The 21,152-nt window shown below is 59.1% G+C and carries 20 protein-coding genes; 7 read left to right on the top strand and 13 right to left on the bottom strand.

Annotated features, from left to right (window positions below; genetic code table 11):
- Nucleotides 1-18 precede the first annotated feature (18 nt).
- The 9 genes from AC1MEE_RS12245 to mltA all read right to left on the bottom strand — a co-directional run bounded on the left by AC1MEE_RS12245 (nucleotide 19) and on the right by mltA (nucleotide 10,120).
- A complete protein-coding gene (locus AC1MEE_RS12245) occupies nucleotides 19-609 on the bottom strand; it encodes an amino acid synthesis family protein (RefSeq protein WP_480415592.1) in 591 nt (196 codons plus the stop codon).
- A 209-nt stretch (nucleotides 610-818) separates the two neighbouring features.
- Entirely contained in the window at nucleotides 819-1,601 is a 783-nt protein-coding gene (locus AC1MEE_RS12240) for an IclR family transcriptional regulator (RefSeq protein ID WP_480415591.1), read from the bottom strand.
- A 150-nt stretch (nucleotides 1,602-1,751) separates the two neighbouring features.
- Nucleotides 1,752-2,435 carry a sarcosine oxidase subunit gamma gene (locus tag AC1MEE_RS12235; protein ID WP_480415590.1) on the bottom strand — a complete coding sequence of 228 codons (684 nt, stop codon included), beginning with the start codon at nucleotides 2,433-2,435 and terminating at the stop codon, nucleotides 1,752-1,754.
- A gap of 2 nt (nucleotides 2,436-2,437) precedes the next feature.
- The gene (locus AC1MEE_RS12230; RefSeq protein ID WP_480415589.1) at nucleotides 2,438-5,362 is read right to left on the bottom strand and encodes a 2Fe-2S iron-sulfur cluster-binding protein; all 2,925 of its coding nucleotides are present in this window, start codon (nucleotides 5,360-5,362) and stop codon (nucleotides 2,438-2,440) included.
- On the bottom strand, nucleotides 5,349-5,654 hold the full coding sequence (locus AC1MEE_RS12225) for a sarcosine oxidase subunit delta (RefSeq protein WP_480415588.1): 306 nt from the start codon (nucleotides 5,652-5,654) through the stop codon (nucleotides 5,349-5,351). The genes AC1MEE_RS12230 and AC1MEE_RS12225 overlap by 14 nt, the downstream gene beginning before the upstream one ends.
- 12 nt (nucleotides 5,655-5,666) lie before the next feature.
- Nucleotides 5,667-6,908, bottom strand: a complete 1,242-nt coding sequence (locus tag AC1MEE_RS12220) for an FAD-dependent oxidoreductase (protein WP_480415587.1) — start codon at nucleotides 6,906-6,908, stop codon at nucleotides 5,667-5,669.
- The gene (gene folD / locus AC1MEE_RS12215) at nucleotides 6,908-7,828 is read right to left on the bottom strand and encodes a bifunctional methylenetetrahydrofolate dehydrogenase/methenyltetrahydrofolate cyclohydrolase FolD (protein WP_480415586.1); all 921 of its coding nucleotides are present in this window, start codon (nucleotides 7,826-7,828) and stop codon (nucleotides 6,908-6,910) included. Before folD ends, AC1MEE_RS12220 begins: the two co-directional genes overlap by 1 nt.
- On the bottom strand, nucleotides 7,825-8,691 hold the full coding sequence (purU, locus tag AC1MEE_RS12210; RefSeq protein ID WP_480415585.1) for a formyltetrahydrofolate deformylase: 867 nt from the start codon (nucleotides 8,689-8,691) through the stop codon (nucleotides 7,825-7,827). The genes folD and purU overlap by 4 nt, the downstream gene beginning before the upstream one ends.
- 277 nt (nucleotides 8,692-8,968) lie before the next feature.
- Nucleotides 8,969-10,120, bottom strand: a complete 1,152-nt coding sequence (mltA, locus tag AC1MEE_RS12205) for a murein transglycosylase A (RefSeq protein ID WP_480415584.1) — start codon at nucleotides 10,118-10,120, stop codon at nucleotides 8,969-8,971.
- A gap of 163 nt (nucleotides 10,121-10,283) precedes the next feature.
- Here mltA and AC1MEE_RS12200 point away from each other — a divergent pair, with 163 nt between their 5' ends.
- On the top strand, nucleotides 10,284-12,647 hold the full coding sequence (locus AC1MEE_RS12200; protein ID WP_480416219.1) for a DNA polymerase II: 2,364 nt from the start codon (nucleotides 10,284-10,286) through the stop codon (nucleotides 12,645-12,647).
- 12 nt (nucleotides 12,648-12,659) lie between these two features.
- Here AC1MEE_RS12200 and AC1MEE_RS12195 read toward each other — a convergent pair whose 3' ends face one another.
- Complete coding sequence (locus AC1MEE_RS12195) at nucleotides 12,660-13,100, bottom strand: CBS domain-containing protein (RefSeq protein WP_480415583.1); 441 nt, start codon at nucleotides 13,098-13,100, stop codon at nucleotides 12,660-12,662.
- Between the two features lie 329 nt (nucleotides 13,101-13,429).
- On the opposite strand from AC1MEE_RS12195, the gene AC1MEE_RS12190 reads away from it, so the two are divergent.
- On the top strand, nucleotides 13,430-14,410 hold the full coding sequence (locus AC1MEE_RS12190; protein WP_480415582.1) for a pyridoxal-phosphate dependent enzyme: 981 nt from the start codon (nucleotides 13,430-13,432) through the stop codon (nucleotides 14,408-14,410).
- Between the two features lie 511 nt (nucleotides 14,411-14,921).
- On the opposite strand, the gene AC1MEE_RS12185 is transcribed toward AC1MEE_RS12190, so the two are convergent.
- A complete protein-coding gene (locus AC1MEE_RS12185) occupies nucleotides 14,922-15,794 on the bottom strand; it encodes an undecaprenyl-diphosphate phosphatase (RefSeq protein ID WP_480415581.1) in 873 nt (290 codons plus the stop codon).
- Nucleotides 15,795-15,978: 184 nt separating this feature from the next.
- Nucleotides 15,979-16,419 carry an Lrp/AsnC family transcriptional regulator gene (locus AC1MEE_RS12180; RefSeq protein ID WP_480415580.1) on the bottom strand — a complete coding sequence of 147 codons (441 nt, stop codon included), beginning with the start codon at nucleotides 16,417-16,419 and terminating at the stop codon, nucleotides 15,979-15,981.
- Nucleotides 16,420-16,542: 123 nt separating this feature from the next.
- Here AC1MEE_RS12180 and AC1MEE_RS12175 point away from each other — a divergent pair, with 123 nt between their 5' ends.
- The 4 genes from AC1MEE_RS12175 (at nucleotide 16,543) to AC1MEE_RS12160 (ending at nucleotide 20,224) form a co-directional block, all read left to right on the top strand.
- Nucleotides 16,543-17,076, top strand: a complete 534-nt coding sequence (locus AC1MEE_RS12175; RefSeq protein ID WP_480415579.1) for an RBBP9/YdeN family alpha/beta hydrolase — start codon at nucleotides 16,543-16,545, stop codon at nucleotides 17,074-17,076.
- Between the two features lie 731 nt (nucleotides 17,077-17,807).
- Nucleotides 17,808-18,242: a DUF1801 domain-containing protein gene (locus AC1MEE_RS12170; protein ID WP_480416218.1), complete on the top strand. Its 435-nt coding sequence runs from the start codon at nucleotides 17,808-17,810 to the stop codon at nucleotides 18,240-18,242.
- 175 nt (nucleotides 18,243-18,417) lie between these two features.
- On the top strand, nucleotides 18,418-19,458 hold the full coding sequence (locus tag AC1MEE_RS12165; RefSeq protein WP_480415578.1) for a GGDEF domain-containing protein: 1,041 nt from the start codon (nucleotides 18,418-18,420) through the stop codon (nucleotides 19,456-19,458).
- 220 nt (nucleotides 19,459-19,678) lie between these two features.
- On the top strand, nucleotides 19,679-20,224 hold the full coding sequence (locus AC1MEE_RS12160; protein ID WP_480415577.1) for a DUF488 domain-containing protein: 546 nt from the start codon (nucleotides 19,679-19,681) through the stop codon (nucleotides 20,222-20,224).
- Nucleotides 20,225-20,273: 49 nt separating this feature from the next.
- Here the strand turns inward: AC1MEE_RS12160 and AC1MEE_RS12155 are convergent, their stop codons facing one another.
- Complete coding sequence (locus AC1MEE_RS12155; RefSeq protein WP_480415576.1) at nucleotides 20,274-20,483, bottom strand: hypothetical protein; 210 nt, start codon at nucleotides 20,481-20,483, stop codon at nucleotides 20,274-20,276.
- A 336-nt stretch (nucleotides 20,484-20,819) separates the two neighbouring features.
- Between AC1MEE_RS12155 and AC1MEE_RS12150 the strand changes: the two genes are divergently transcribed.
- On the top strand, nucleotides 20,820-20,972 hold the full coding sequence (locus AC1MEE_RS12150; RefSeq protein ID WP_480416217.1) for a DUF3309 family protein: 153 nt from the start codon (nucleotides 20,820-20,822) through the stop codon (nucleotides 20,970-20,972).
- Nucleotides 20,973-21,152: the final 180 nt, after the last annotated feature.

Raw genomic sequence — 21,152 nt, 5'->3', positions numbered from 1 at the left:
CTTATTGGTTATGGGGAGTTATTGGGCGTTTTCGGCGGCCAGTTCTTCCAGATCGATGTAACGGTTGCCGATGCGCGGGTGCAGACGGCCCCCGTTGGCGCAACCGAGGACGACGACAATCTCGTCCGCGCGTGGAGCGTCTTCGATCTTCATTTCCAGGGTGATGTAGTGCGAACGCAGACCTTCGTCGTCCTTGTGCATCATCGGAATCTGAATCGAAGTGCCTGGGCCGCCGCGCTTGTTGGTGAAGCTCAAATAGCTCTTGGCCTTCACGGCTTCGCGGTAGTGGTTGCCGAAACGCAGGGTATGGATCACCGCAGAAGCGTGTTCGATCTCACCGTCGGCGCCGACCACAGCGGCCTTGCCGTAGGCTTCGATTTTTTCTGCACCGCCGATGGTGGCAATCAGGCGCTCGACCATCAGTGCACCGAGATCGGAACAGTTGGCATGGATTTCCGGCTTCAAGTCTTCGACAAAGCCGCGACCCAGCCATGGGTTCTTGATGACAACGGCCAGGCCGACCATGGTCACTGGCTTGTCAGTGGCCTTGCCGCCTTCGATGAAGGTTTCTTCCACGTAGCTGACGATCTTGCGAATTTCAAAACTCATGAGCGGCTCCAGATAAGAGGGAGATGGGGTGGCTTGCTGTATGATGGTATACCATAATATTGTGTATGCAAGCCCCGGCTGCAAGTTCATAAAAAGGGCAGGCGACAGAAGGTAGAACCCATCGCGTCGTGGATGGGTTTCGGGAGGTGAGTCAGGAGGGCAGGCGGGGCGCAGTGGAGCGAGGGGGTGGTGCGGTTAAGGCTGAGTCGTCAGGCGTTGAAACCCATCTCGGTGGAGATCGAGCGCGCACTGTCGAGCAGCATGTTCTTGAAGCGTTCGCGATTCTCCGGGTTGTCCATGATCGCATCCGGCCCGGACAGGTTGATGGCCGCGACAACCTCGCCTCGGTGATCGCGAATGCCGGTGGCGATGGCGGTGGAGTAGTCGGAGCGGTGCAGCACCCAGCCCAGTTGCCTATCCTGTTCGGCAATCTGTTGCAGCTCGGGCAAGGTCTTGGGCGCGGGCGCCGGATAATCGTCCAGACGCACGTGCTGATACAGGCTGACCAGGGTGGCTTCGCTCAAATCGCTGAGCAGCACCCGACCCATGGCGGTGCAGTGGCAGGCAATGCGCGTACCGATGGGGACGTTGACCGACAGTCGTTGGGAAGCGAAGGCGCGGTAGATATAAACGCTGTCGGTTTGTTCGCGCACGGTCAGGTGGCAGGACAGCGAGCTGCGGTCACGCAGGGTGTTGAGGTAGGGAATCGCGACGTCCACCAGATCGCGGCTGGCCAGGTAGGTGAAGCCATTGGCGATCACTTGCGGGCCGAGTTCGTAGGTGTTTTTCGCAACCTTCTTCAGGTAGCCCATGCCATTCAGCGTCTGCACGATGCGGTAGATCGAAGAGACACTGACCGTCAGGCGTTCGGCAATGTCGTTCATGCTCAGCACCCGTTCGGTGCTGCTGAACAGCTGCAGAATCCACAGCCCGCGTTGCAAGGCCGGGACGCGGTAGTCGCTGTCGAGGGTGGGTTCTTCGATGCTGTTCATAGGGTCTCCTGTCAATGCGGGCTCTCGATAACTGTAGGAGCTGCCGAAGGCTGCGATCGACCGGGAACCGGTCGCCGCGGTTGATTTTCATGAAGGCCGTTCCGGCCTTATCGCAGCCTTCGGCAGCTCCTACAGGAGATTTGCGCTCCTCTATGCCAACAACGCATCCACCCCCACCGGTTTGCCACCGAACTCCTGCATGGCATCCAGCAGCGCGCCCCACAGGTATTGCGCCGACGCCCGGTCACAGAGGATATGAAACAGCGGCAGATCCGGTTGCGAGCCGTTGATGATGATCGTGCTCATGCGCGCCACTGAGGTCTGGGCCACCGCACCCGGCGCGAACGCCTGTTGCCGCAGGTCGACCCCGCACACCTTGGCCATCACGCTACTGACGTGTTCACCGGTCAGCAGCAACCACGCGTGGCTGTCCTGACGCGGCAGCAAGTAGCAGCCTTTTTCAGACAATTGCCAATCGGCTTCGAGGGCCTGCAAACGTGCCCCCGCGTCCTGCAAACTGCCGAGCAGGAAGTATTCGGTCTGGGAAAGACGCGCGACGCTGCTGCCGTCGTTCTGAACCACGCAACGGTTGGGGACGCTCGGCAGCTCGAACTGCTGCGCATGCAGATGCGCGGCAGCATCGACGCCACGAAAGCCGACCCGCGCCAGATTGCTCAGGTCGAGCAGGGCGCAGCGGGCCAGTTGAGCGGCTTCGTCCTGATCGTCGTAACGGCTGACGATCAGGCTGTCGCCCAGGCGTGCCAGCCGGGCATTTTCCTGCAAGGCGTACAGCGGGCTGCGCTCGCGAAAATCCTTGGCGTTAAGAGTGACCATGCTTACAACTCCTGGCGTTTGCTGTCGACATCGAAGAACGGCAGTTTGACCACCGTGGCCTGTACCACTTCACCGCCTTCCACCCGAATCGGAATCTGCTGGCCGGGCACGCTTTGATCGACGGCGGCGTAGGCCAGACCGATGATCATGCCCAGCGTCGGCGAGTACTCGCAGGAGGTGACGTTGCCGCTGATGTCCGGGCCCTTGAGCACCAGATGACCTTCCAGTGGCTGGCTGCTGCCTTTGGGCAGGCTGAAACCCACCAGCTTGCGCTTGAGCGGCTGTGCTTCGAGGATGTCCACGGAGCGACGGCCGACGAAAAACGGCTTCTTGCGCGAGATGGCCCAGCCCATGTCGATTTCCGCCGGATGGGTCATGCCATCGGTGTCCTGGCTGATGATCACATGGCCTTTTTCCAGGCGCAGCAAACGCTGGGCTTCGACGCCGAACGGGCGAATGTCATGCTCGTCTCCGGCTTCCATCAGCGTGTCCCACAGGTATTCGGCATAACGCGCCGGCACATGGATTTCATAACCCAGCTCGCCGACGAAACCGACCCGCATCACCCGCGCGGCGATCCCGGCCACTGTGCCCTGACGCACACCCAGGTACGGGAAGGCGTCAGGCGACAGGTCGATATCGGCGCAGACCTTTTCCAGCACCTTGCGCGAATCGGGTCCGGCCAGGTTGACGGCGGCAATGGCGGCGGTGACGTTGGCGATATCGACGTTCAGTCGCCATTGCACGTTCCACTTGAGCATCGACTGATAGATCCGGTCGACGCCGCTGGTGGTGGCGGTGACGTAGAAATGCTGATCGGCCAGCCGCGCACAGACGCCGTCATCGATGACCACGCCGTGCTCGTTGGTCATCAACGCATAACGGGTGCGGCCGATGGGTTGTTTGGCGAAGGCGAAGGTGTACATCCGCTCCAGCAGTTCGGCGGCGTCGGGGCCACGAACGTCGAGACCACCCAGGGTCGAGACATCGATCAGGCCGACGCTTTGGCGCACGTGACGGGCTTCTTCCTGCATGCAGCGCTCGCGGCTGGCAGGCTGACCGTTTTCGTCCTTGAAGCCGTAGTAGGCCGGACGCTGCCAGTTGCCGGCGGGCATCATTTTCGCCCCGGCCTGCAGGTGACGTTGATGGATCGCGGTACGACGGATCGGGTCGAAGCTGCGCCCGGCAATGTGCGCCAGCTTTTCCGCCTCGAACGGTGGACGGGCCGTGGTAACGCCGGTTTCGCTGACAGTACGCTGGGTGCTGGCGGCCACCAGCCGTGCGGTTGGCAGCGCGGAGTGACGGCCTTGGGACGGGCCCATGCCGACTGTGGAGAAGCGTTTGACCAACTGCACGTCGCGGTACCCGTGACGGGTCGCGTTGATGATGTCGCGGATTTGCAGGTCTTCATCGAAATCGACGAACTCCTTGCCGCTCGGGTGCGGGAAGATCGGCCAGTCGAAGTTCACCCGTTGTTCCGGGCTCAGCGCCTGTTCCTGATGCTCCACTGACAGGCCCAAGGCCGCTGCCGCTTGGGCGCCGACTTTCGCGCCATCCTTGAGTACGTTTTCCAGCAGGTGACGACCGTTCACGGAACCGGCGATGGCGAGGTTTTTCGGCAGACCGGTGATCGCGAATTCCGCCACCGGGTCGGCGTACGCCAGCTTGCCACCGGCCTGACAGGCCAATTGGTAGACCGGCATATAACCCGCAGTCATGCACAGCAGGTCGCAGTCCAGTTGCAGGCTGTCCTTGGCGACTTCGCCACGGGCAGTGATGCGGCGGATATCGACACCGCTGATGTGGCGCATGCCCTTGCTGTGCAGGGCTTCATACACGGTGTGCTGCAGGTGAACGGTAATGCCCAGACGCTTGAGTTCGGCGCTCAGGCGCGCATCGTCGGCGCCAGCGCGCATATCGACCACGGCAGCGATTTCAACGCCTTGCTCCAGCAGGTCCAGCGCGGTGCGATAACCATCGTCATTGCCGGTCAGGACCACCGCGCGTTTGCCGGGCTTGACCGCGTAAAGCTTCATCAACCGTTGCGCGGCGCTGCACAGCATCACCCCGGGCAAGTCGTTGTTGCGGAAAATCACCGGTTGGTCGAACGCGCCCGAAGCGATGATGCATTGGCTGGCGCGCACCTTGTACATGCGCTTGTCCTTGATCACCGGCAGGTAGTTGTCGGTGAACCAGCCGTTGCAGGTGGCTTCGGTGAGAATCTGAATGTTGGCGTGCTGGCTGACCGCATCGACCAACGCATTGCGCACTTCATCGGCCTGCGCGCCTTGCAGGTCGAAGCGTGCATAGGTAAGCGCGCCCCCCAGCAGACGCTGTTGTTCGATCAGTAGCACCTTGGCCCCGGCATTGGCGGCGGTCAAAGCAGCCTGCAAACCGGCGGGACCGGCGCCAACCACGGCCAGATCGACGAACAGGTAGGCCTTGTCGTAGTACTCGGGTTTGAAGTCCAGGTTGAGGATGCCCAGCCCGGCTTTTTTGCGAATCAGCGGCTCCCAGATTTTCCACATGCCCTTGGGCTTGTAGAACGAGCGGTAATAAAAACCCACCGGCATGAACCGCGAGAACTTGCCCAGCAACGCGTCGCGGTCGTTGTCCAGGGTGCCGGCGTAGTTTTGCCCGCTGACTTCGACGCCGGCCTGCAAAAAACAGGTATCAGCCAGCACGTTAGGCTCGTCCGGCAGTTGCACCAGGGTGTTGGCGTCTTGCCCGGCCATGGTCAACGGACCGCGTGGGCGGTGGTATTTGAACGAGCGCGACAGCAGGTAACGACCGTTGCCCAACAGGGCGCTGGCAATGCTGTCACCGGCGAAACCGGAATAGGCCTTGCCGTCGAAGTTGAAATCCAACGGCTGCTCGCGATTGATCAGCAAGCCCATCGGCAGAGGTAAACGGCTAGGCTGGCTCATTGCTGTGCTCCGCAGGGCTGAACTCGACGCGCTGGTTGTAGATTTCCCGGGCATCGAAGGTGCGCAGGATTTCGTCGGTGACGGTATGGCGCTCGGCCAGGAACCAGTAGCTCGATGCGTTGTGCATCCACCACTCGCGGACCACGCCGGCGGCGTTCTCGCTGTTGAACACGTAATGTGCCCACTGCGCATCGCTGCAGGTGGTCGGATTGGGCATGTCCTTGAACTCGCCGCCGTAGGTGAACTCGGTGATATTGCGCGGCCCGTTCAGTGGGCAATTCATGACTTTCATAGGTTTCGCCCCTTAGTGGCTGGCCGCCGTAGCGCCCATCTCGTTGACTTGCTGGAAGGTCGAGAACCGCTCCAGGCCGAAGGGTTTGATCAAGTCCGGGACTTTGCCGCCAGAAGCGACCAGTTCGGCCATGGTCTTGCCGCAGATAGGCGTGGCCTTGAAGCCCCAGGTGCCCCAGCCCGCGTCCAGGTAATAGTTGTCGACCGGCGACAGGCCCATGATCGGGCTGTAATCGGGGGTCATGTCGGTGATCCCGGCCCACTGGCGCATCAGCTTGGCGTTGGCCAGGAACGGGAACATCTCCACGGCGGCGGAAATCAGGCTTTCTTTCAGGTCGAGGGTCGAACGGGTGTTGTACAGCGGGTAGGGGTCGGAACCGCCGCCGAACACCACTTCGCCACGGCTGGTCTGCTGCACGTAGCAATGCAATGCCGAGGAGCTCACCAACGGATCGAGGAACGGCTTGAACGGCTGGGTGACCATCGCTTGCAGGGGATAGCAGACGATGGGCATTTCGATTTTGGCTTTCTTCGCCATCAATGAACTGTGTCCGGCCACGGCCTGTACCGCACAACCGCACTGGATGGTGCCGCGATTGGTTTTCACTGCGGTGATCCGGCCATTCTCGATGATCAGGTCCTGGACTTCCGTCAGCTGATGGATTTCCACCCCACGTTTCGCCGCGCCCTTGGCGTAACCCCAGGCCACCGCGTCGTGGCGAGCGGTGCCGCCGTCGATATGCCACAGACCTGCCAACACCGGCAGATGACCGGGGTCGAGGTTGAGGCTCGGCACCAGTTCGTGAATCTGCTGACGGTCGATCATTTCCGTACGGCCGCCGAAATGCTTGTTGACCTCCGCACGCTGGCGGAAGGCGCGCACGGTGGCGTCGGTGTGGGCCAGGGTCAGTTGGCCGCGCTCGGAATACATGATGTTGAAGTCGAACTCGTTGGACAGGTCCTTGAACAACTTCACCGACTCGCTGTAGAACTTCACGCCTTCGCTGGTCAGGTAGTTGGAGCGGATCACCGCCGTGTTACGCGCGGTATTGCCGCCGCCGAGGTAGGACTTCTCCAGCACCGCGACGTTGGTGATGCCGTGGTACTTGGCCAGGTAATAGGCAATCGCCACGCCATGGCCGCCACCGCCGATAATCACCACGTCGTAGGACGACTTGAGTTCCTTGGGCGGCGGCAGGTCCATTTCTGCCGTGTACTCGGCAGAGAGGCCGTATTTCAAGAGATTGAATGGCATCACGCCTCCCGGGTCGAGGTTTGAATGGCAGCGTGTTCAGCTGCGCGCAGTAGCTGTCGGCGTGTGGCGATAACGGTGTTTTTCAGCAGGTAAGCGATGGTCATCGGCCCGACACCACCGGGAACCGGGGTAATCGCGCTGGCGACCGTGCGCGCGCTGGCGTAATCGACATCACCCACCAGACGGCTGCCCAGTTCGGTTTCGATACGATTGATACCGACATCGATCACCACCGCGCCGGGTTTCAACCAACTGGCGTCGATCATCTGCGGCTTGCCGACGGCGGCGACCACGATATCGGCCAAGCGGCACAGCGCCTTCGCATCGATGCTGCGCGAATGCACCACGCTGACCGAGCAATGGGCTTGCAGCAGCAGGGTGGCCATGGGTTTGCCGACGATGTTCGAACGGCCGATCACCACCGCATGCAGGCCGCTGAGGTCGCCGCATGTGTCGTTCAACAGGCGCATGCAGCCGCTGGGAGTGCAGGGCGTCAGCACGTCCTGACCCTGGACCAGCCCACCGACGTTTTGCCGATGGAAACCGTCGACATCCTTGGCCGGATCAATCGCCTGAATCACCGCACTTTCATCGATATGCTTCGGAACCGGCAGTTGCACCAGAATGCCATTGACGGTCGGGTCCGCATTCAGATCGGCGATCACTGCCAGCAACTGCGCCTGGCTGGTGGTCGCGGGCAGACGCTGCTCCAATGAACGAATCCCGGCCTCTTTGGCCCGCAGGATCTTGTTGCGCACGTAAACCTGACTGGCCGGGTCTTCGCCCACCAACACCACGGCCAGGGTGGGCGTGACCTGCTGTAGCCCCAGTTCACGGACTTCAGCCGCGACTTCGCTGAGCACCTGGGAGGCGATGGCTTTGCCGTCGATGTCGCGGGCGAGTTGAATAGAGCTGTTCATCGGAAGATCACCGTTTTTTCGCGATTGATGAACACCCGATGCTGCAGGTGATATTTGACCGCCTTGGACAGGGCGACGGTTTCCGTGTCGCGACCGATGCTCACCAGATCGTCGGCTTTGTAGGCGTGATCGACGCGCTGCACCTCCTGCTCGATGATCGGGCCTTCGTCCAGGTCCGAGGTCACGTAGTGCGCGGTGGCGCCAATCAGTTTCACGCCGCGCTGGTGGGCCTGATGGTAGGGCTTGGCACCCTTGAAACCGGGGAGGAACGAGTGATGGATATTGATCGCCCGGCCCGACAATTGCTTGCACAGGTCATCGGAGAGTATTTGCATGTAGCGCGCCAGCACCACCAGATCGGTCTGCGTCTCTTCAACGATTTTCAGCAGCGCGGCTTCCTGCTGGGACTTGGTGTCCTTGGTCACCGGCAGGTAGATGAAGCGAATGCCCTCGCGCTCGGCCATGTGCCGCAGTTCCAGGTGATTGGAGACAATGGCGGTGATCTGCATGTCCATCTCGCCTTTGTGGTGGCGGTACAGCAGGTCGGTCAGGCAATGGTCGAATTTGCTGACCATGATCAGCACGCGCATCGGCTCGGCCACCGCGTGCAGTTGCCACTCCATGTTCAGCGCGACAGCCACTGCATCGAAGTCCAGACGCAGCGCGTCGATGTCGCCCTTGACGCCGCTGTTGAAGCGAAAGACCGCGCGCATGAAGAACTGGCCGGTTTCCTCGTCGTCGAACTGGGCCAATTCGCTGATGTAGCAGCGGTTGTCGGCCAGAAACGAGGTCACCGCGGCGACGATACCCGACGTCGCGGGACAGCTGATCTTGAAAATGAAGTGGTCCGGATCGGTGCTCATTACGGGTCCTCGCAAGGTGACATGCACGCTAAGGGGCTGTGGAGTCGCTAAGTATTCATCAGCGGGGATTAAATTCAGGGATGAAGAAAAATTCTTCATGTGAATAAAATATTCCTGTGGCGCTTTTTATAGGTGAAATAAAAATCGCCGTCCAGCGTTGTTTTGGTTTTTTTGCGGGGGAGTGATGAGGGGTAGCGAAGGGAAGGGGGCGCAGCCAGACCTTTGGGTCTGGCTGCAGGGTGGCAAGTCTGTTGGACGATAGCGGACTGATCAGCCGTTATTGCAGTTTGGGCAACGCAATGCCTTTGGGCCACAACAGCCAGATCTGTCCCGGCTGTTTCATGTTACCTGCCAGTTCACCGGCCTCCGTACCGGTGCCCCAGAACAGGTCGGCGCGGACTTCGCCGGCGATGGCGCCGCCGGTGTCCTGGGCGGCGACTGGCCGCACCAACGCGCTGCCGTCCGGGCGTGTGGTGGAGAGCCAGAGCAGGCTGCCCAAGGGAATCACCTTGCGATCGATCGCCACGCTGTAGCCCGCCGTCAGCGGTACGTTGAGCGAGCCGCGCGGGCCTTCGTTGCTGTCGGGGCGCGGGCTGAAGAACACGTAGCTGGGGTTGCTCGCCAGCAATTCCGGAACCCGCTCCGGGTTGGCCTGGGCCCAATCGCGGATCCGCCCCATGCTTACTTCTTCCTTCTTGAGTTGACCCTGCTCGACCAGCCAGCGCCCCACCGGCTTGTAGGGATGGCCGTTCTGGTCGGCGTAACCGATGCGCAGTTGCTGGCCATTGTCCAGTTGGATGCGGCCGGAACCCTGGATCTGCAGGAATTGCAGGTCCATTGGGTCGCTCAGCCAGGCCAGCACGGGGGCGTTCACACCCTGGCGCTCGATAGTCGCTGCGTCGTCATAGGGCTTGAGTGTGTGCCCTTCCAGGCGGCCGCGCAGGCGCTTGCCCTTGAGTTCGGGGTAGAGGCTGTCCAGTGCGACCACCACCAGATCGTCGGGGACGCCGAGGACCGGCACCGTGGTTTCCGCGCTGCGCTCGAGGCTGCCCCGATAGACCGGCTCGTAATACCCAGTGACCAGGCCGTGCTCGCCGTTGTCGGCCGAGCGCAGGCCGTATACCTGCAGATTCCCTTTGAGGAAGTCGCGAATCGCCGTGGGCGTCGGTGGTAACTGGGCGGCTGCGCTGCAGGGGCTTTCCCAGACCGGATCTTTGGCCAGCCGCCCGCACGCCGAATGCCAGGCATTGAAACCGGCCACCAGGTCGCTATCGCTGACGACGGGCAGATCTTCCCAGTTGGCGCTGACATAGGTGGCCGCCGCGGGTGGTTGGGGCTTGGGGGCGCCGCCATCGCACCCAGCCAACAGGGCGATGAGGGGAGCTGCGCAAAGCAAAAGCCGGCGCCAGTGAATACGGGGGGTAATCACGCAATGTGTTCCTGGTGGACAATTCGAGGCCGGTAGCTTGGTGAAAGCAACCGTCGGCGTCAAATCCAGCAGCCAGAATTCCACGGTCCGGCGTTTAGTGCGCACCCTCAAGGAGGATGGCAAGTAGAATCGTGTAATGAAACAGGTTCTTGAGGTTGCAGCGGTGGATTTACAGCAGGGTTTTATCCTGACCCGGCATTGGCGCGATACGCCCGCAGGTACGGAGGTCGAGTTTTGGCTGGCGACCGACGACGGCCCTCGGCATATCCGCCTTCCTTACCAGCCCTCAGTCGCCTTCATTCCTGCCGAACAGCGCGAGCGGGCCGAGTCGCTGCTGCGCAGTGAGCGCGACGTCGAACTTCGCCCGCTGGGCTTGTGCGATTTCCGCCACCGCCCCGTCCTCGGTCTGTATTGCCAGCAGCACCGCCAGTTGATGAACCTCGACAAGCTGTTGAGGAAGGCGGGTGTCGATGTCTTCGAGGCCGATATCCGCCCGCCGGAACGCTACTTGATGGAACGCTTCATTACCGCGCCGGTGCAGTTTGGTGGAACGCGGGACGACAGCGGCACACTGTCCGGCACGCAGATGAAGCCCGCGTCGGACTATCGGCCCCGATTAAAGCTGGTCTCCCTGGACATCGAAACCACGGCGCAAGGCGAGCTGTATTCCATTGCGCTCGAAGGCTGTGGCCAGCGCCAGGTCTACATGCTCGGGCCTGCGAACGGCAAGGACGATGCGCTCGACTTTCAGCTTGAGTACTGTGACACCCGGGCGCAGCTGCTCGAAAAGCTGAACCAGTGGCTCGCCCGGCATGACCCCGACGCGATCATCGGCTGGAACCTTGTGCAGTTCGACCTGCGCGTGTTGCACGAGCATGCTCAGCGTCTGCAGGTACCGTTGCGGCTCGGGCGCGGCGGTGACGTGATGGGCTGGCGCAAGCACGGCACCCGCAACAATCACTACTTCGCGGCAGCCTCCGGGCGCCTGATTATCGACGGTATCGAAGCGCTGCGTTCCGCGACCTGGAGCTTTCCATCGTTCAGCCTCGAAAACGTCGCACAGACGCTGCTCGGCGAAGGCAAGTCCATCGACAACCCGTACCAGCGCATGGACGCCATCGACCGTATGTTCGCCGAGGACAAGCCCGCGCTGGCGCGCTACAACCTCAAGGACTGCGAGCTGGTGACACGGATCTTCGCCAAGACCGAGCTGCTGACATTTCTGCTGGAGCGCGCCACCGTCACGGGCCTGCCCGCCGACAGCAGCGGCGGCTCGGTCGAGGCCTTTTCGCACCTGTACATACCGCAGATGCATCGGCAGGGCTTTGTTGCACCGAACCTCGGGGAGCGGCCGCCGGAGGCCAGCCCGGGCGGCTTCGTGATGGACTCGCGGCCCGGCCTGTACGAGTCGGTGCTGGTGCTCGACTACAAGAGCCTGTACCCGTCGATCATCCGCACCTTCCTGATTGATCCAGTGGGGCTGGTGGAGGGCATGCGCCATCCCGACGACAGCGCGTCGGTGCCGGGTTTTCGCGGGGCGCGCTTCTCGCGGACCCGGCATTGCCTGCCGGCCATCGTGGCACGTGTCTCGCAAAACCGTGAAGCGGCCAAGCTTGCGCACAACGGTCCGCTCTCGCAGGCGCTGAAGATCATCATGAACGCGTTCTACGGTGTACTGGGTTCCAGTGGCTGCCGCTTCTTCGACCCACGCCTGGCCTCATCCATCACGCTGCGCGGCCACGAAATCATGCGCAAGACACGTGAGCTGGTCGAAGCCGAAGGCTATGCCGTGATCTACGGTGACACCGACTCCACCTTCGTCTGGCTAGGGCGCACACATACCGAGGAAGAGGCGGCGCGTATCGGGCGGGCGTTGGTGCAGCACGTCAACCAGTGGTGGCACGACCATCTGCTCAGTGAGTTCGGTTTGCAAAGCGCACTTGAGCTCCAGTTCGAGACGCACTTCCGGCGCTTCCTGATGCCCACCATCCGCGGTGCCGAGGAAGGCAGCAAGAAACGCTACGCCGGGCTGGTCACGCGCGCAGACGGTAGCCACGAGATGGTCTACAAGGGGTTGGAAACGGTGCGCAGCGACTGGTCGCCCCTGGCCCGACAGTTCCAGCAGGAACTCTACCTGCGCATCTTCAACCGACAACCGTACCAGGACTATGTGCGCGACTACGTGCGCCGGACGCTGGCGGGCGAGCTCGATGAACTGCTGATCTACCGAAAGCGTTTGCGCCGCCAATTGGACGACTACCAGCGCAATGTACCGCCGCATGTGCGCGCCGCGCGCCTCGCCGACGAATACAACGACCAGCAGGGCCGACCGCGTCAATACCAGAACGGCGGCTGGATTAGCTACGTCATCACGGTCACGGGTCCGGAGCCTCTGGAAACCCGGCGTGCGCCGATCGACTACGACCACTACGTCACGCGCCAGCTGCAGCCGGTGGCGGATGCCATCCTGCCGTTCGTGCATGACGATTTCGCCACGCTGATCGGCGGGCAGCTCGGCTTGTTCTGAGGCGACTCCTGACTATTCTCCGCGGATGTACTGCTCCAGTTGCCGGATCAGGTCAGCCTGCTCGGCAATGGCTTCTTTAACCAGGTCGCCAATGGACAGCAAGCCCAGCAGTTGGCCGTTTTCCACAACCGGCAAATGGCGCAGGTGGCTATCGGTCATGATGGCCATGCAGGTCTCGACGCTTTTATGGAGGTCCACCGTCACTACTGGCGCGCTCATGATCGCGCTGACGGGCGTGTCCTCCGAGGATCGTCCCCGCAACGCCACCTTGCGCGCATAGTCGCGCTCGCTGATAACGCCTACCACCTTGCCACTCTGGGTCACCGGTAGAGCACCGACATTCCTCTCAGCCATCACCCTGAGCGCTTCCAGCACCGTCTGATCCGGACCGATGGTGTGGACTTGCTGGTTTTCTTTGGACTTTAACTTCAGTAGTTGCGCAACGGTCTTCATGCGGGCCTCTCCAGTGCTGTACTTGGGGGCGGCCGCGAACCGCCCTGACGGTCTATACAGAATCGTAGAGAGAAGCCAACAGGGCAAGGACCAAAGCGGCATGCAGACGATCGAAAAACGTCATCGCGGTGCTTTTTCGGAAAACAACAAAGTCCTGCCTGGGCTCTTGCCTTAATCAAACAACGTAGCTCCCCAATCAAACAACGTAGCTTTCCAGTGAATCCGCGAGCGAATTGAACACATGTCCTATCCTGTGGATGCCCATCCGCGTCCTGGCGGCGGTAAGTGTCTGAGTTTCTATTCATCCGGTTTTTATAAGGATGCCTGTGATGCTTCATATAAGAACACCGTTGGTTTTGCATCCGGGGCTATCGACCCCGATCAGACGAATCTGGCTCAAGCTGGAAAACCTGCAGCCTGGCGGGTCATTCAAGCTGCGTGGCATGGGTCTGCTCTGTACGCTCGCTGCCGAGCAGGGCAAGAAGAAAGTCGTCTGTCCTTCCGGAGGCAATGCCGGATTGGCTACGGCGGTGGCGGCGGCCGCGCTCGGTCTGGAAGCGAGCATCATCGTGCCGCAAACAACCCCTGAAAGCACCCGGGCGCGAATCGCCAAAACGGGTGCGCAAGTGATTGTGCACGGTAAGGTGTGGGACGAAGCCAACCAGCTGGCTCTGGAACTCGCAAAAGAGCCGGATACCGAGTATGTGCCTGCGTTCGACCATCCAACGCTGTGGGAGGGGCACAGTACGATGATTGATGAAATCTTGCAGGACTGCCCCCAGGTTGACACGATTGTGGTCTCGGTTGGCGGTGGTGGCTTACTGGCCGGTGTCCTTACCGGACTGGAGCGCAATGCACGGATGGATTGCCGGATCATCGCCTGTGAAACCCAGGGCGCAGCGTCATTCGCCGCAGCCATCAAGGCCGGACATCCCGTCAGGCTTCCCGAGATCAAGACCGTTGCCAGTTCACTCGGTGCGTTGCAAGTTGCGCAGTGGCCGGTTCAGCACATCCAGGGTTTCCAGCACACCTGCGTCGTGCTGACAGATGCCGAAGCCATAATGGGTGTCGTTCGGTACGCAGATGACATGCGCCAATTAGTGGAACCTGCTTGCGGCGTTTCTCTTGCCGTCGCGTATCTGGATCATCCGGCGATTGCCAATGCCCACGATGTGGTTATCGTCGTCTGTGGAGGTGTCAACATCAGTGCACAGGTCGTTGCCGAATGGGAGAAGTCGCCCCGTCTTCGACGCTGCGCTGTCGCGCAGCAAACTGGGATCTCGATTCTGCCCGAAGGGCGTAGTAGCTGACTTGTCTGCGAAGGCCATGCGGCGTGGTGTGTCAGGCTCAGCGCAATTCTGTGGGAGATACTATGTTCCCAGGCAATACGCCGAACCCATGTAGGAGCTGCCGAAGGCTGCGATAAGGCCGGAACGGCCTTCAAAAATATCTGCATCTACGACCGGTTCCCGGTCGATCGCAGCCTTCGGCAGCTCCTACAGGGATTTGTGCCCGGCATGAATCTGTGGGAGCAGGCTTGCCTGCGAATCAATCGACCAGTATCAGATAATCCCACACGCCAGAAAGATCATCTTTGGGCGACTGGCCTCTTCGCAGGCAAGCCTGCTCCCACAGTTGATTCGGTACGTCAGAAAATAATTTTTTAAAATCAATGATTTAAAGGGTGTTTGAGGAGAGGTCTTGAAGCGACTATCGAGTTGCCGCTGTACCAATGAATGGCCAACTGATCAGTTGGACCGGTTCCTCGTCTAATGAAAAAGCCCGGCACTGGGCCGGGCTCTATTAGCGTTTGAACGTTGTTTAGCTCAGAAACCCGGTACTGACCGCGACAATCAGGAAAATACCCAGTGCCGCCCGGTAAATAACGAAGGGCCAGGTGGAAAAATTTTCCAGGAACTTCATCAGGCCCCAGATGGCGCAGAATGCCGACACGCTGGCGATCACCAGCCCGAAAACCAGGTGCGACCATGCTTCGGCCGGGATGTGTGCATGATATAGCACCCACAGCTCTTTCAGCCCGGCCAACGCGATGGCGGGCAGCCCCAGCAGGAATGAGAAGCGCGCGGCCTCTTCGCGTTTGAAGTTAAGGAAGAGCGCTGCGGTGAGTGTTGAACCTGAGCGGGAAACACCGGGTATCAGCGCGCCAACCTGTGCGATGCCGACGATCAATGCATCCCGCAGGCGCATCTCTCCGACGGTGCGTTGATGGCGGCAGCTGAGTTCGGCCGCAGCCAGCAGAACGGCCATCACCACGCATGAGATACCGATCACCATCAGGCCTCTCAAGGGTGAATCGCACGCGTTGAGCGTCGAGGACAAGGCCAGGCCTGCGATACCAATCGGGATGGTCGCGAGCACAATGGCAACTGCCAGCTTGAACGACTGGCTGCTGAAATCACGCTGTCGCACGGCGCCTATGCTGCCCGTGACGACTTCCCGTACGTCACGCCAGAAATAGCTGACGACCGCGGCCAGTGCGGCCAACTGCATGGCGGCGGAAAACGCCGAGCCGGGATCGGGCCAGCCGAGAAGGGCGGGTACGATTCGCATGTGCGCCGTGGATGAAATGGGTAATAGCTCGGTGATGCCTTGAATGATACCCAGGATGCCAATTTGCATGTAATCCAGAGATGCAAAGCCAATATCAAGGCCGCTGGAACAGATGTTTGTCAAAATTCTTTCCTTAAGAATAAGGCTTCTCCACTACCCCGAAAACACGAAGCGAAGCTCGGAAAGTCTCGGCAGTGGACAAATGATCCTGGACTGAACCGCTTTATCAGACGGTCGTTCATGGTGACTGCGCGCTGAATAATGGCCCTATTTTTAATGATTTTCTACCTTGGAAGGCAGCCTTCGCTTACGTACTCACTGGGGCCCGTTTGCGCACAGTATTAGACAAGACCAATGAAGTCGTCACAGCACCATGAACGGCCAGCCTATCGACTACTCGCTCCAGGTCGCGGGTTTCTGAAAATGCGCATCGCACAAAGAAGCAATCCTCACCGCTGATACGGTCCGCTTCCAGAACTTCGGGCATTTCTTCGAAAAGTTTGAGATAGCTCTTGATGTGCTCGTGGGTCGTCCGGACGCGGATTATCACTTGCAAGCCCAGTCCCAGTTTTTCCAGATTCACTCTGGCGCCGTAGCCCTCGATGATCCCGGCCAATTCCAGTTTACGGACGCGCTCGCTCATAGCGGGTTGTGAAAGCCCGATACGTTTGCCCAACGATGCCAGGCTTTGCCGTGCATCGTTTTGCAAAGCTTCAAGTATCTGCCGGTCTTTGTTGTCCAGTTCCATAGATCTCCTAATGACCACACCGATGAATCATCGGAATCCGCCGTCAATTTTGAATGACTTGCCATTGGCGCTTGCAACGCCGTTGGCTATCGTCGGCGCACTACACTAGTCGAGTATATAGATATGACTGACCCCATTCTCCTGTTGCCAGGTATTGGCAATTCCGGCCCAAGGCATTGGCAAACGTTATGGGAATCCACTAGCCCAGCGATGATGCGAGTCGAGGCTGCGGACTGGGATGTTGCTGTTTGCTCGGAATGGGTAGCGAACCTTGAGGCGGCGATAGAGCGCAGTGGTTCGGATACGGTGTTGGTGGCCCATAGTCTAGGCTGCTTGCAGGTCGCCCAGTGGGCAATGAGGAGCCGTAGACGGATCAAGGGAGCACTCCTTGTCGCAGTACCTGATCCCAAGAGTCCCAGGTTCCCACGCCAGGTGTCGGGATTCACGCCTCTTGCGTTGCAACGCTTTGACTTTCCGAGCGTCGTTGTAGCGAGTTCCAACGATCCGTATGCAGAGCTGTGCTATGCGCGCCATTGTGCAGAGGCGTGGGGCAGTAGGCTGGTCAATATAGGCTGCGTCGGGCATATCAACGAACTCAGTGGGTTGGATGAGTGGCCGCAAGGCAAAGCTCTGCTCGCCGAATTATCGGCGGGTTAGCCTGTGTTGGCGCAATAACGGCTCGTACGTAGACCATCACTTAGTCATTCCATAGTGTCGAACTCAATGAAATGTCTGACGAAAAATTATCAATTTTCACCGCGGAGCCAGGAATGAGTTATTCAGATACACCCGTTGTATTCATCAATGGCTTGATCGGTTCCTTAAATACACTTGATATCCACATGGAGTTACGCGGAAGGCCCTCGCTAGCGCCTGATATGTTGGGTTACGGCATGATGCGTGATGTACCGTCCAGCCAAAAAACCTTAAAGGAAGTATTTGCTTGCAGGTCAGCACTCTGTTGGGGATTGGGACATTCCTGATTGGGCAAAGGACGCTGCTGTCAGTCTGACTATCATGCCAAACGCGGGGCATCTCATGATGCTGGAAAATCCCGGCGACTTCGGCAGGATCATTGCGAGGCTAACGGATCGGTAGCCCACGGAGTTACATTCGAGACTTTTCGCTTCGACGACAGCAAAATGCCCATCGCCTATTCAATTTTTAATGGGCATTGGAGTGAATGTCCGACCCAAAGGCCACTCACTGAAGCCACCCGTTTATGCTCGGTTAACTGTCCGTGCGGTAGCACTCAAGCTTGGCCGTCTAGATCACGACATCAAGACGTAGACCCGAAGCGGTCGTTGATTGCCTGGAGGGAAACCGTCATTCAGCGATACTCAGGTGGCGGGCGAGCGACAACCACCATGAAGAAGGCGACAACCACCATGAAGAAGGAGAAGATCGGCTCAACGGAAGGAGAGGGGGGAGGCTCTGTCTCTCAGCTGATAGATGCGAGAATCAAGGAGCTGAGTGATTGGCGGGGCGAGACGCTTGCTCGTGTCCGAATGCTCATCAAGCAGGCCGACCCCGAAGTGGTCGAGGAATGGAAGTGGAGGGGGGTTCCGGTGTGGTCGCACGCCGGAATCATCTGCACCGGTGAGACGTACAAGAATGTCGTGAAGTTGACCTTCGCCAAGGGCGCCTCGTTGGAGGACCCTTCAGCTCTCTTCAACTCCAGCCTCGAAGGCAACACCAGACGTGCCATTGATTTCCATGAGGGCGACAAGATTGATGAAGAAGCGTTGAAGGCGCTCATTCGCGCCGCCGTGGTTCTCAACACGTCTGTGCGAGCGGCTGCTCGCACCAAACCGGCTGAATGAGCTGCCCTCCGAAACCCTGATTCGGTCTCGCCGACAGCCGACGGCGAGGTCGCTTTTCTGCTGATTAATCAAACGCTGGCCCAGTCTGTTGCGGGTGATGGCTGTTTGCCATGCTCATGATTATGTTTTTCTTGCTGTATATTCGCCAACAAATATAAACAACGACAGTGACGTTATGAGCCAATCAGAGAAGCGGGCGACTGCCCTGGCGCTGTATCCAGAGGATGCCCGCGAGGCTGCGGCCCTACTGAAGCAAGCTATACCACTGATGGTGCGTCACAACATTCCGCCCAACCCAGTGCACTACGCCCTCTGGTACACCTACAGCAAAGGCCTGGAACCAGAACTCAATCGCCACCTGGATAGGGTTGTCAAAGACTTCGACAGTTTCCCCCCGGAATCCGCTTCGAAGCTTTTTCGCGACTACATCATTCGCGACGAATTGGAGGACGCCCGCGCCGGGCAACAACAAGCGATCAATCTGGTTGACGACATGGAGCGCGACGTCTCGCGTAGCGTGAAGGGCAGTCTCAACTTTCAGGCCAGCCTTGGGCACTGCCTGGAAATGCTTGAGGACCCGGTCAACAAGGGGTTGCCCACCCTACTAAGCGAGCTGCAACAGAGCACCCAGCTCATGCAGGATCAGCAAGAGCTTTTCCTCTCCCAGCTGCACGCTGCTCAAAATGAGATTAAAAGCCTGCGAGACAAGCTTGAACGCACCCAGCTGGCCGCGACGCTGGATGGTCTGACACAGGTGCTCAACCGAAACACCTTCACTCGCGTGCTGGAGCAAGCGCTGAGCAACGCCCCCCAGGGTGTGGCTCTGGTCATGCTGGATATTGATCACTTCAAGCAATTCAATGACCAGTACGGTCACCCTTTAGGCGACCGTGTACTCCAACATGTCGGTCAGGTTCTACGCAACTCACTTCCACCCCACGCCATGGCGGCGCGCTATGGCGGCGAAGAGTTCTGCGTGATCCTGCAGGAGTGCACCGATCTCACCAGCGCCCATGCCTTCGCTGAGCAGCTGCGCCTAAAAATCCAGTCGTTGCGGATCAAGGCACGTGGCACCGACAAGGTGCTCAACACGATAACTGCGTCCTTTGGTGTCGCACTCGCCAAAACGGGTGACAACCTGGAAAGCCTCCTGACTCGCGCCGATGACGCGCTTTACCAAGCCAAGCGCAATGGGCGCAACCAAGTACACCGATAATCAACCCGCGGCGAATCGCTGCCTGGCCAGGTTCCTCCACGCAAGCGATTTATCTGGCTGTCGCCCCGTCTTCGACGCCGCACTGTCGCGTAGCAAACTGGGTCGCGACTGCTTCGCAGCCGATCGCAGACAAGTCAGCTCCTACATCGAAGGAGCCTGTGAATGAAGTCGATCAGCTCTTTTTCAGCGGGCCATGTTTAATACGACGGATCAAACGCTCATGTTCGAAGCTCCAGCCGTTTATACAATAGGACATTCCACCAGAACCATTCCGGAGTTCATTGAATTACTTCAGCTCGGGAAAGTCGAATGGGTCGTGGATATTCGTAGTGTACCGCGATCTCGGACTAATCCTCAGTTCAATCGGGATAGACTGCCGGAGGCGCTTGCTGCGCAGAAGATGGGTTATATGCAAATACTGGAGCTGGGTGGATTACGAAAAAAATCAAAAACAGTGGCGCCGGATGTTAACGGGTTTTGGATTAACCAAAGTTTTCACAACTATGCTGATTATGCTTTGTCCGATGATTTTGAATCAGGACTATCACAATTGTTAGCGCTCAGTCAGGACCGGCAGTGCGCGATCATGTGTTCGGAAGCCGTCTGGTGGCGTTGCCATCGTCGGATCGTTGCTGACTACCTTCTTCACCGCGGCCGGATAGTCGTTCATCTGATGGGCCGGGCCAAAGCTGAACCAGCAACATTGAGTCTGGCTGCGACCCCTGCAGGGCATTCCCTTGTCTACCCGGTGCAGACTGTCGGATGAGGCGTGCCTGATATGAAATCTCACCGTACGACCGTCAAGGTGTCACTGCTTAAGGCAGTCTTTCCCAGATTTCCGTATTGGCTAGCTCCCTATCGGTCGCGTGTTTTTGCTGGCCGCTTATAGGGTTCAGCTCATAAGCGCCGACTGCGTCATAGACTGCCAAGTAGCGTACGCCACTTAGCTTGTGGAGGTAGCGTAGCAATGGATGGCACTGTGCATTGATGCGCAGTACCAAGGCTGAATCGGTCATTGCGTTCATGGCCATACCTGCTGCAGCGAATGCTGCTCTGTTCTTGTTTTTATTATGTTCTTGAGGTTGGCAACGTTCTGTACGCCATCACACACTGTGCAACCTATGCCTTATTACTCCCGGTAGAAAGTGCTGTGATCAACCGCCCGCAGGTAAAAAGCGTTGCACAACCGAAATAACAAGTACTGCGCATCTGATCAACTAAACAATGACGATATGTGCGTTGCCGTACAGACCGTACCGGGTACTTGCGCCAATTTGGTGGCATGCAGCGCGCAGATCAGGGTCTCACTGCCCGCACATCCAATCCACTCACTTGCAGACTCAAGGAGAAAAGTCATGGGCTTGGGAATCATACTGTTGATCGTACTGATTCTGTTGCTATTTGGCGCCATTCCGGCATGGCCGCACAGCCGAAGCTGGGGTTATGGGCCTAGCGGTTTGTTGGGCGTAGTCGTTGTCGTCCTGATTGTGTTGCTGTTGCTAGGGAGACTATGACGCCTATCGACAAACAACCCAGCTCTAAAGCAAACAGGTATCCGTGTACTACCTCACAGACCCAATCCGGCCACTACGCGCAATCTGAGTGATCGGCAGATTACTGCCAGGCATCTGCATTGGCCAGATCTATGTCGGTGGTCTGTCTTGACTTGCGGTATGCCGGGTTCAACTCATAGG

The sequence above is a fragment of the Pseudomonas sp. ASL3 genome (assembly GCF_056680425.1).
This window is presented reverse-complemented; position numbering and strand designations above follow the sequence as displayed.

Coding starts and splice junctions, on each gene's coding strand:
- AC1MEE_RS12245 (WP_480415592.1), bottom strand. CDS start 609: ATGAGTTTTGAAATTCGCAAGATCGTCAGCTACGTGGAAGAAACCTTC.
- AC1MEE_RS12240 (WP_480415591.1), bottom strand. CDS start 1,601: ATGAACAGCATCGAAGAACCCACCCTCGACAGCGACTACCGCGTCCCG.
- AC1MEE_RS12235 (WP_480415590.1), bottom strand. CDS start 2,435: ATGGTCACTCTTAACGCCAAGGATTTTCGCGAGCGCAGCCCGCTGTAC.
- AC1MEE_RS12230 (WP_480415589.1), bottom strand. CDS start 5,362: ATGAGCCAGCCTAGCCGTTTACCTCTGCCGATGGGCTTGCTGATCAAT.
- AC1MEE_RS12225 (WP_480415588.1), bottom strand. CDS start 5,654: ATGAAAGTCATGAATTGCCCACTGAACGGGCCGCGCAATATCACCGAG.
- AC1MEE_RS12220 (WP_480415587.1), bottom strand. CDS start 6,908: ATGCCATTCAATCTCTTGAAATACGGCCTCTCTGCCGAGTACACGGCA.
- folD (WP_480415586.1), bottom strand. CDS start 7,828: ATGAACAGCTCTATTCAACTCGCCCGCGACATCGACGGCAAAGCCATC.
- purU (WP_480415585.1), bottom strand. CDS start 8,691: ATGAGCACCGATCCGGACCACTTCATTTTCAAGATCAGCTGTCCCGCG.
- AC1MEE_RS12195 (WP_480415583.1), bottom strand. CDS start 13,100: ATGAAGACCGTTGCGCAACTACTGAAGTTAAAGTCCAAAGAAAACCAG.
- AC1MEE_RS12190 (WP_480415582.1), top strand. CDS start 13,430: ATGCTTCATATAAGAACACCGTTGGTTTTGCATCCGGGGCTATCGACC.
- AC1MEE_RS12180 (WP_480415580.1), bottom strand. CDS start 16,419: ATGGAACTGGACAACAAAGACCGGCAGATACTTGAAGCTTTGCAAAAC.
- AC1MEE_RS12175 (WP_480415579.1), top strand. CDS start 16,543: ATGACTGACCCCATTCTCCTGTTGCCAGGTATTGGCAATTCCGGCCCA.
- AC1MEE_RS12170 (WP_480416218.1), top strand. CDS start 17,808: ATGAAGAAGGAGAAGATCGGCTCAACGGAAGGAGAGGGGGGAGGCTCT.
- AC1MEE_RS12165 (WP_480415578.1), top strand. CDS start 18,418: ATGAGCCAATCAGAGAAGCGGGCGACTGCCCTGGCGCTGTATCCAGAG.
- AC1MEE_RS12160 (WP_480415577.1), top strand. CDS start 19,679: ATGTTCGAAGCTCCAGCCGTTTATACAATAGGACATTCCACCAGAACC.
- AC1MEE_RS12155 (WP_480415576.1), bottom strand. CDS start 20,483: ATGAACGCAATGACCGATTCAGCCTTGGTACTGCGCATCAATGCACAG.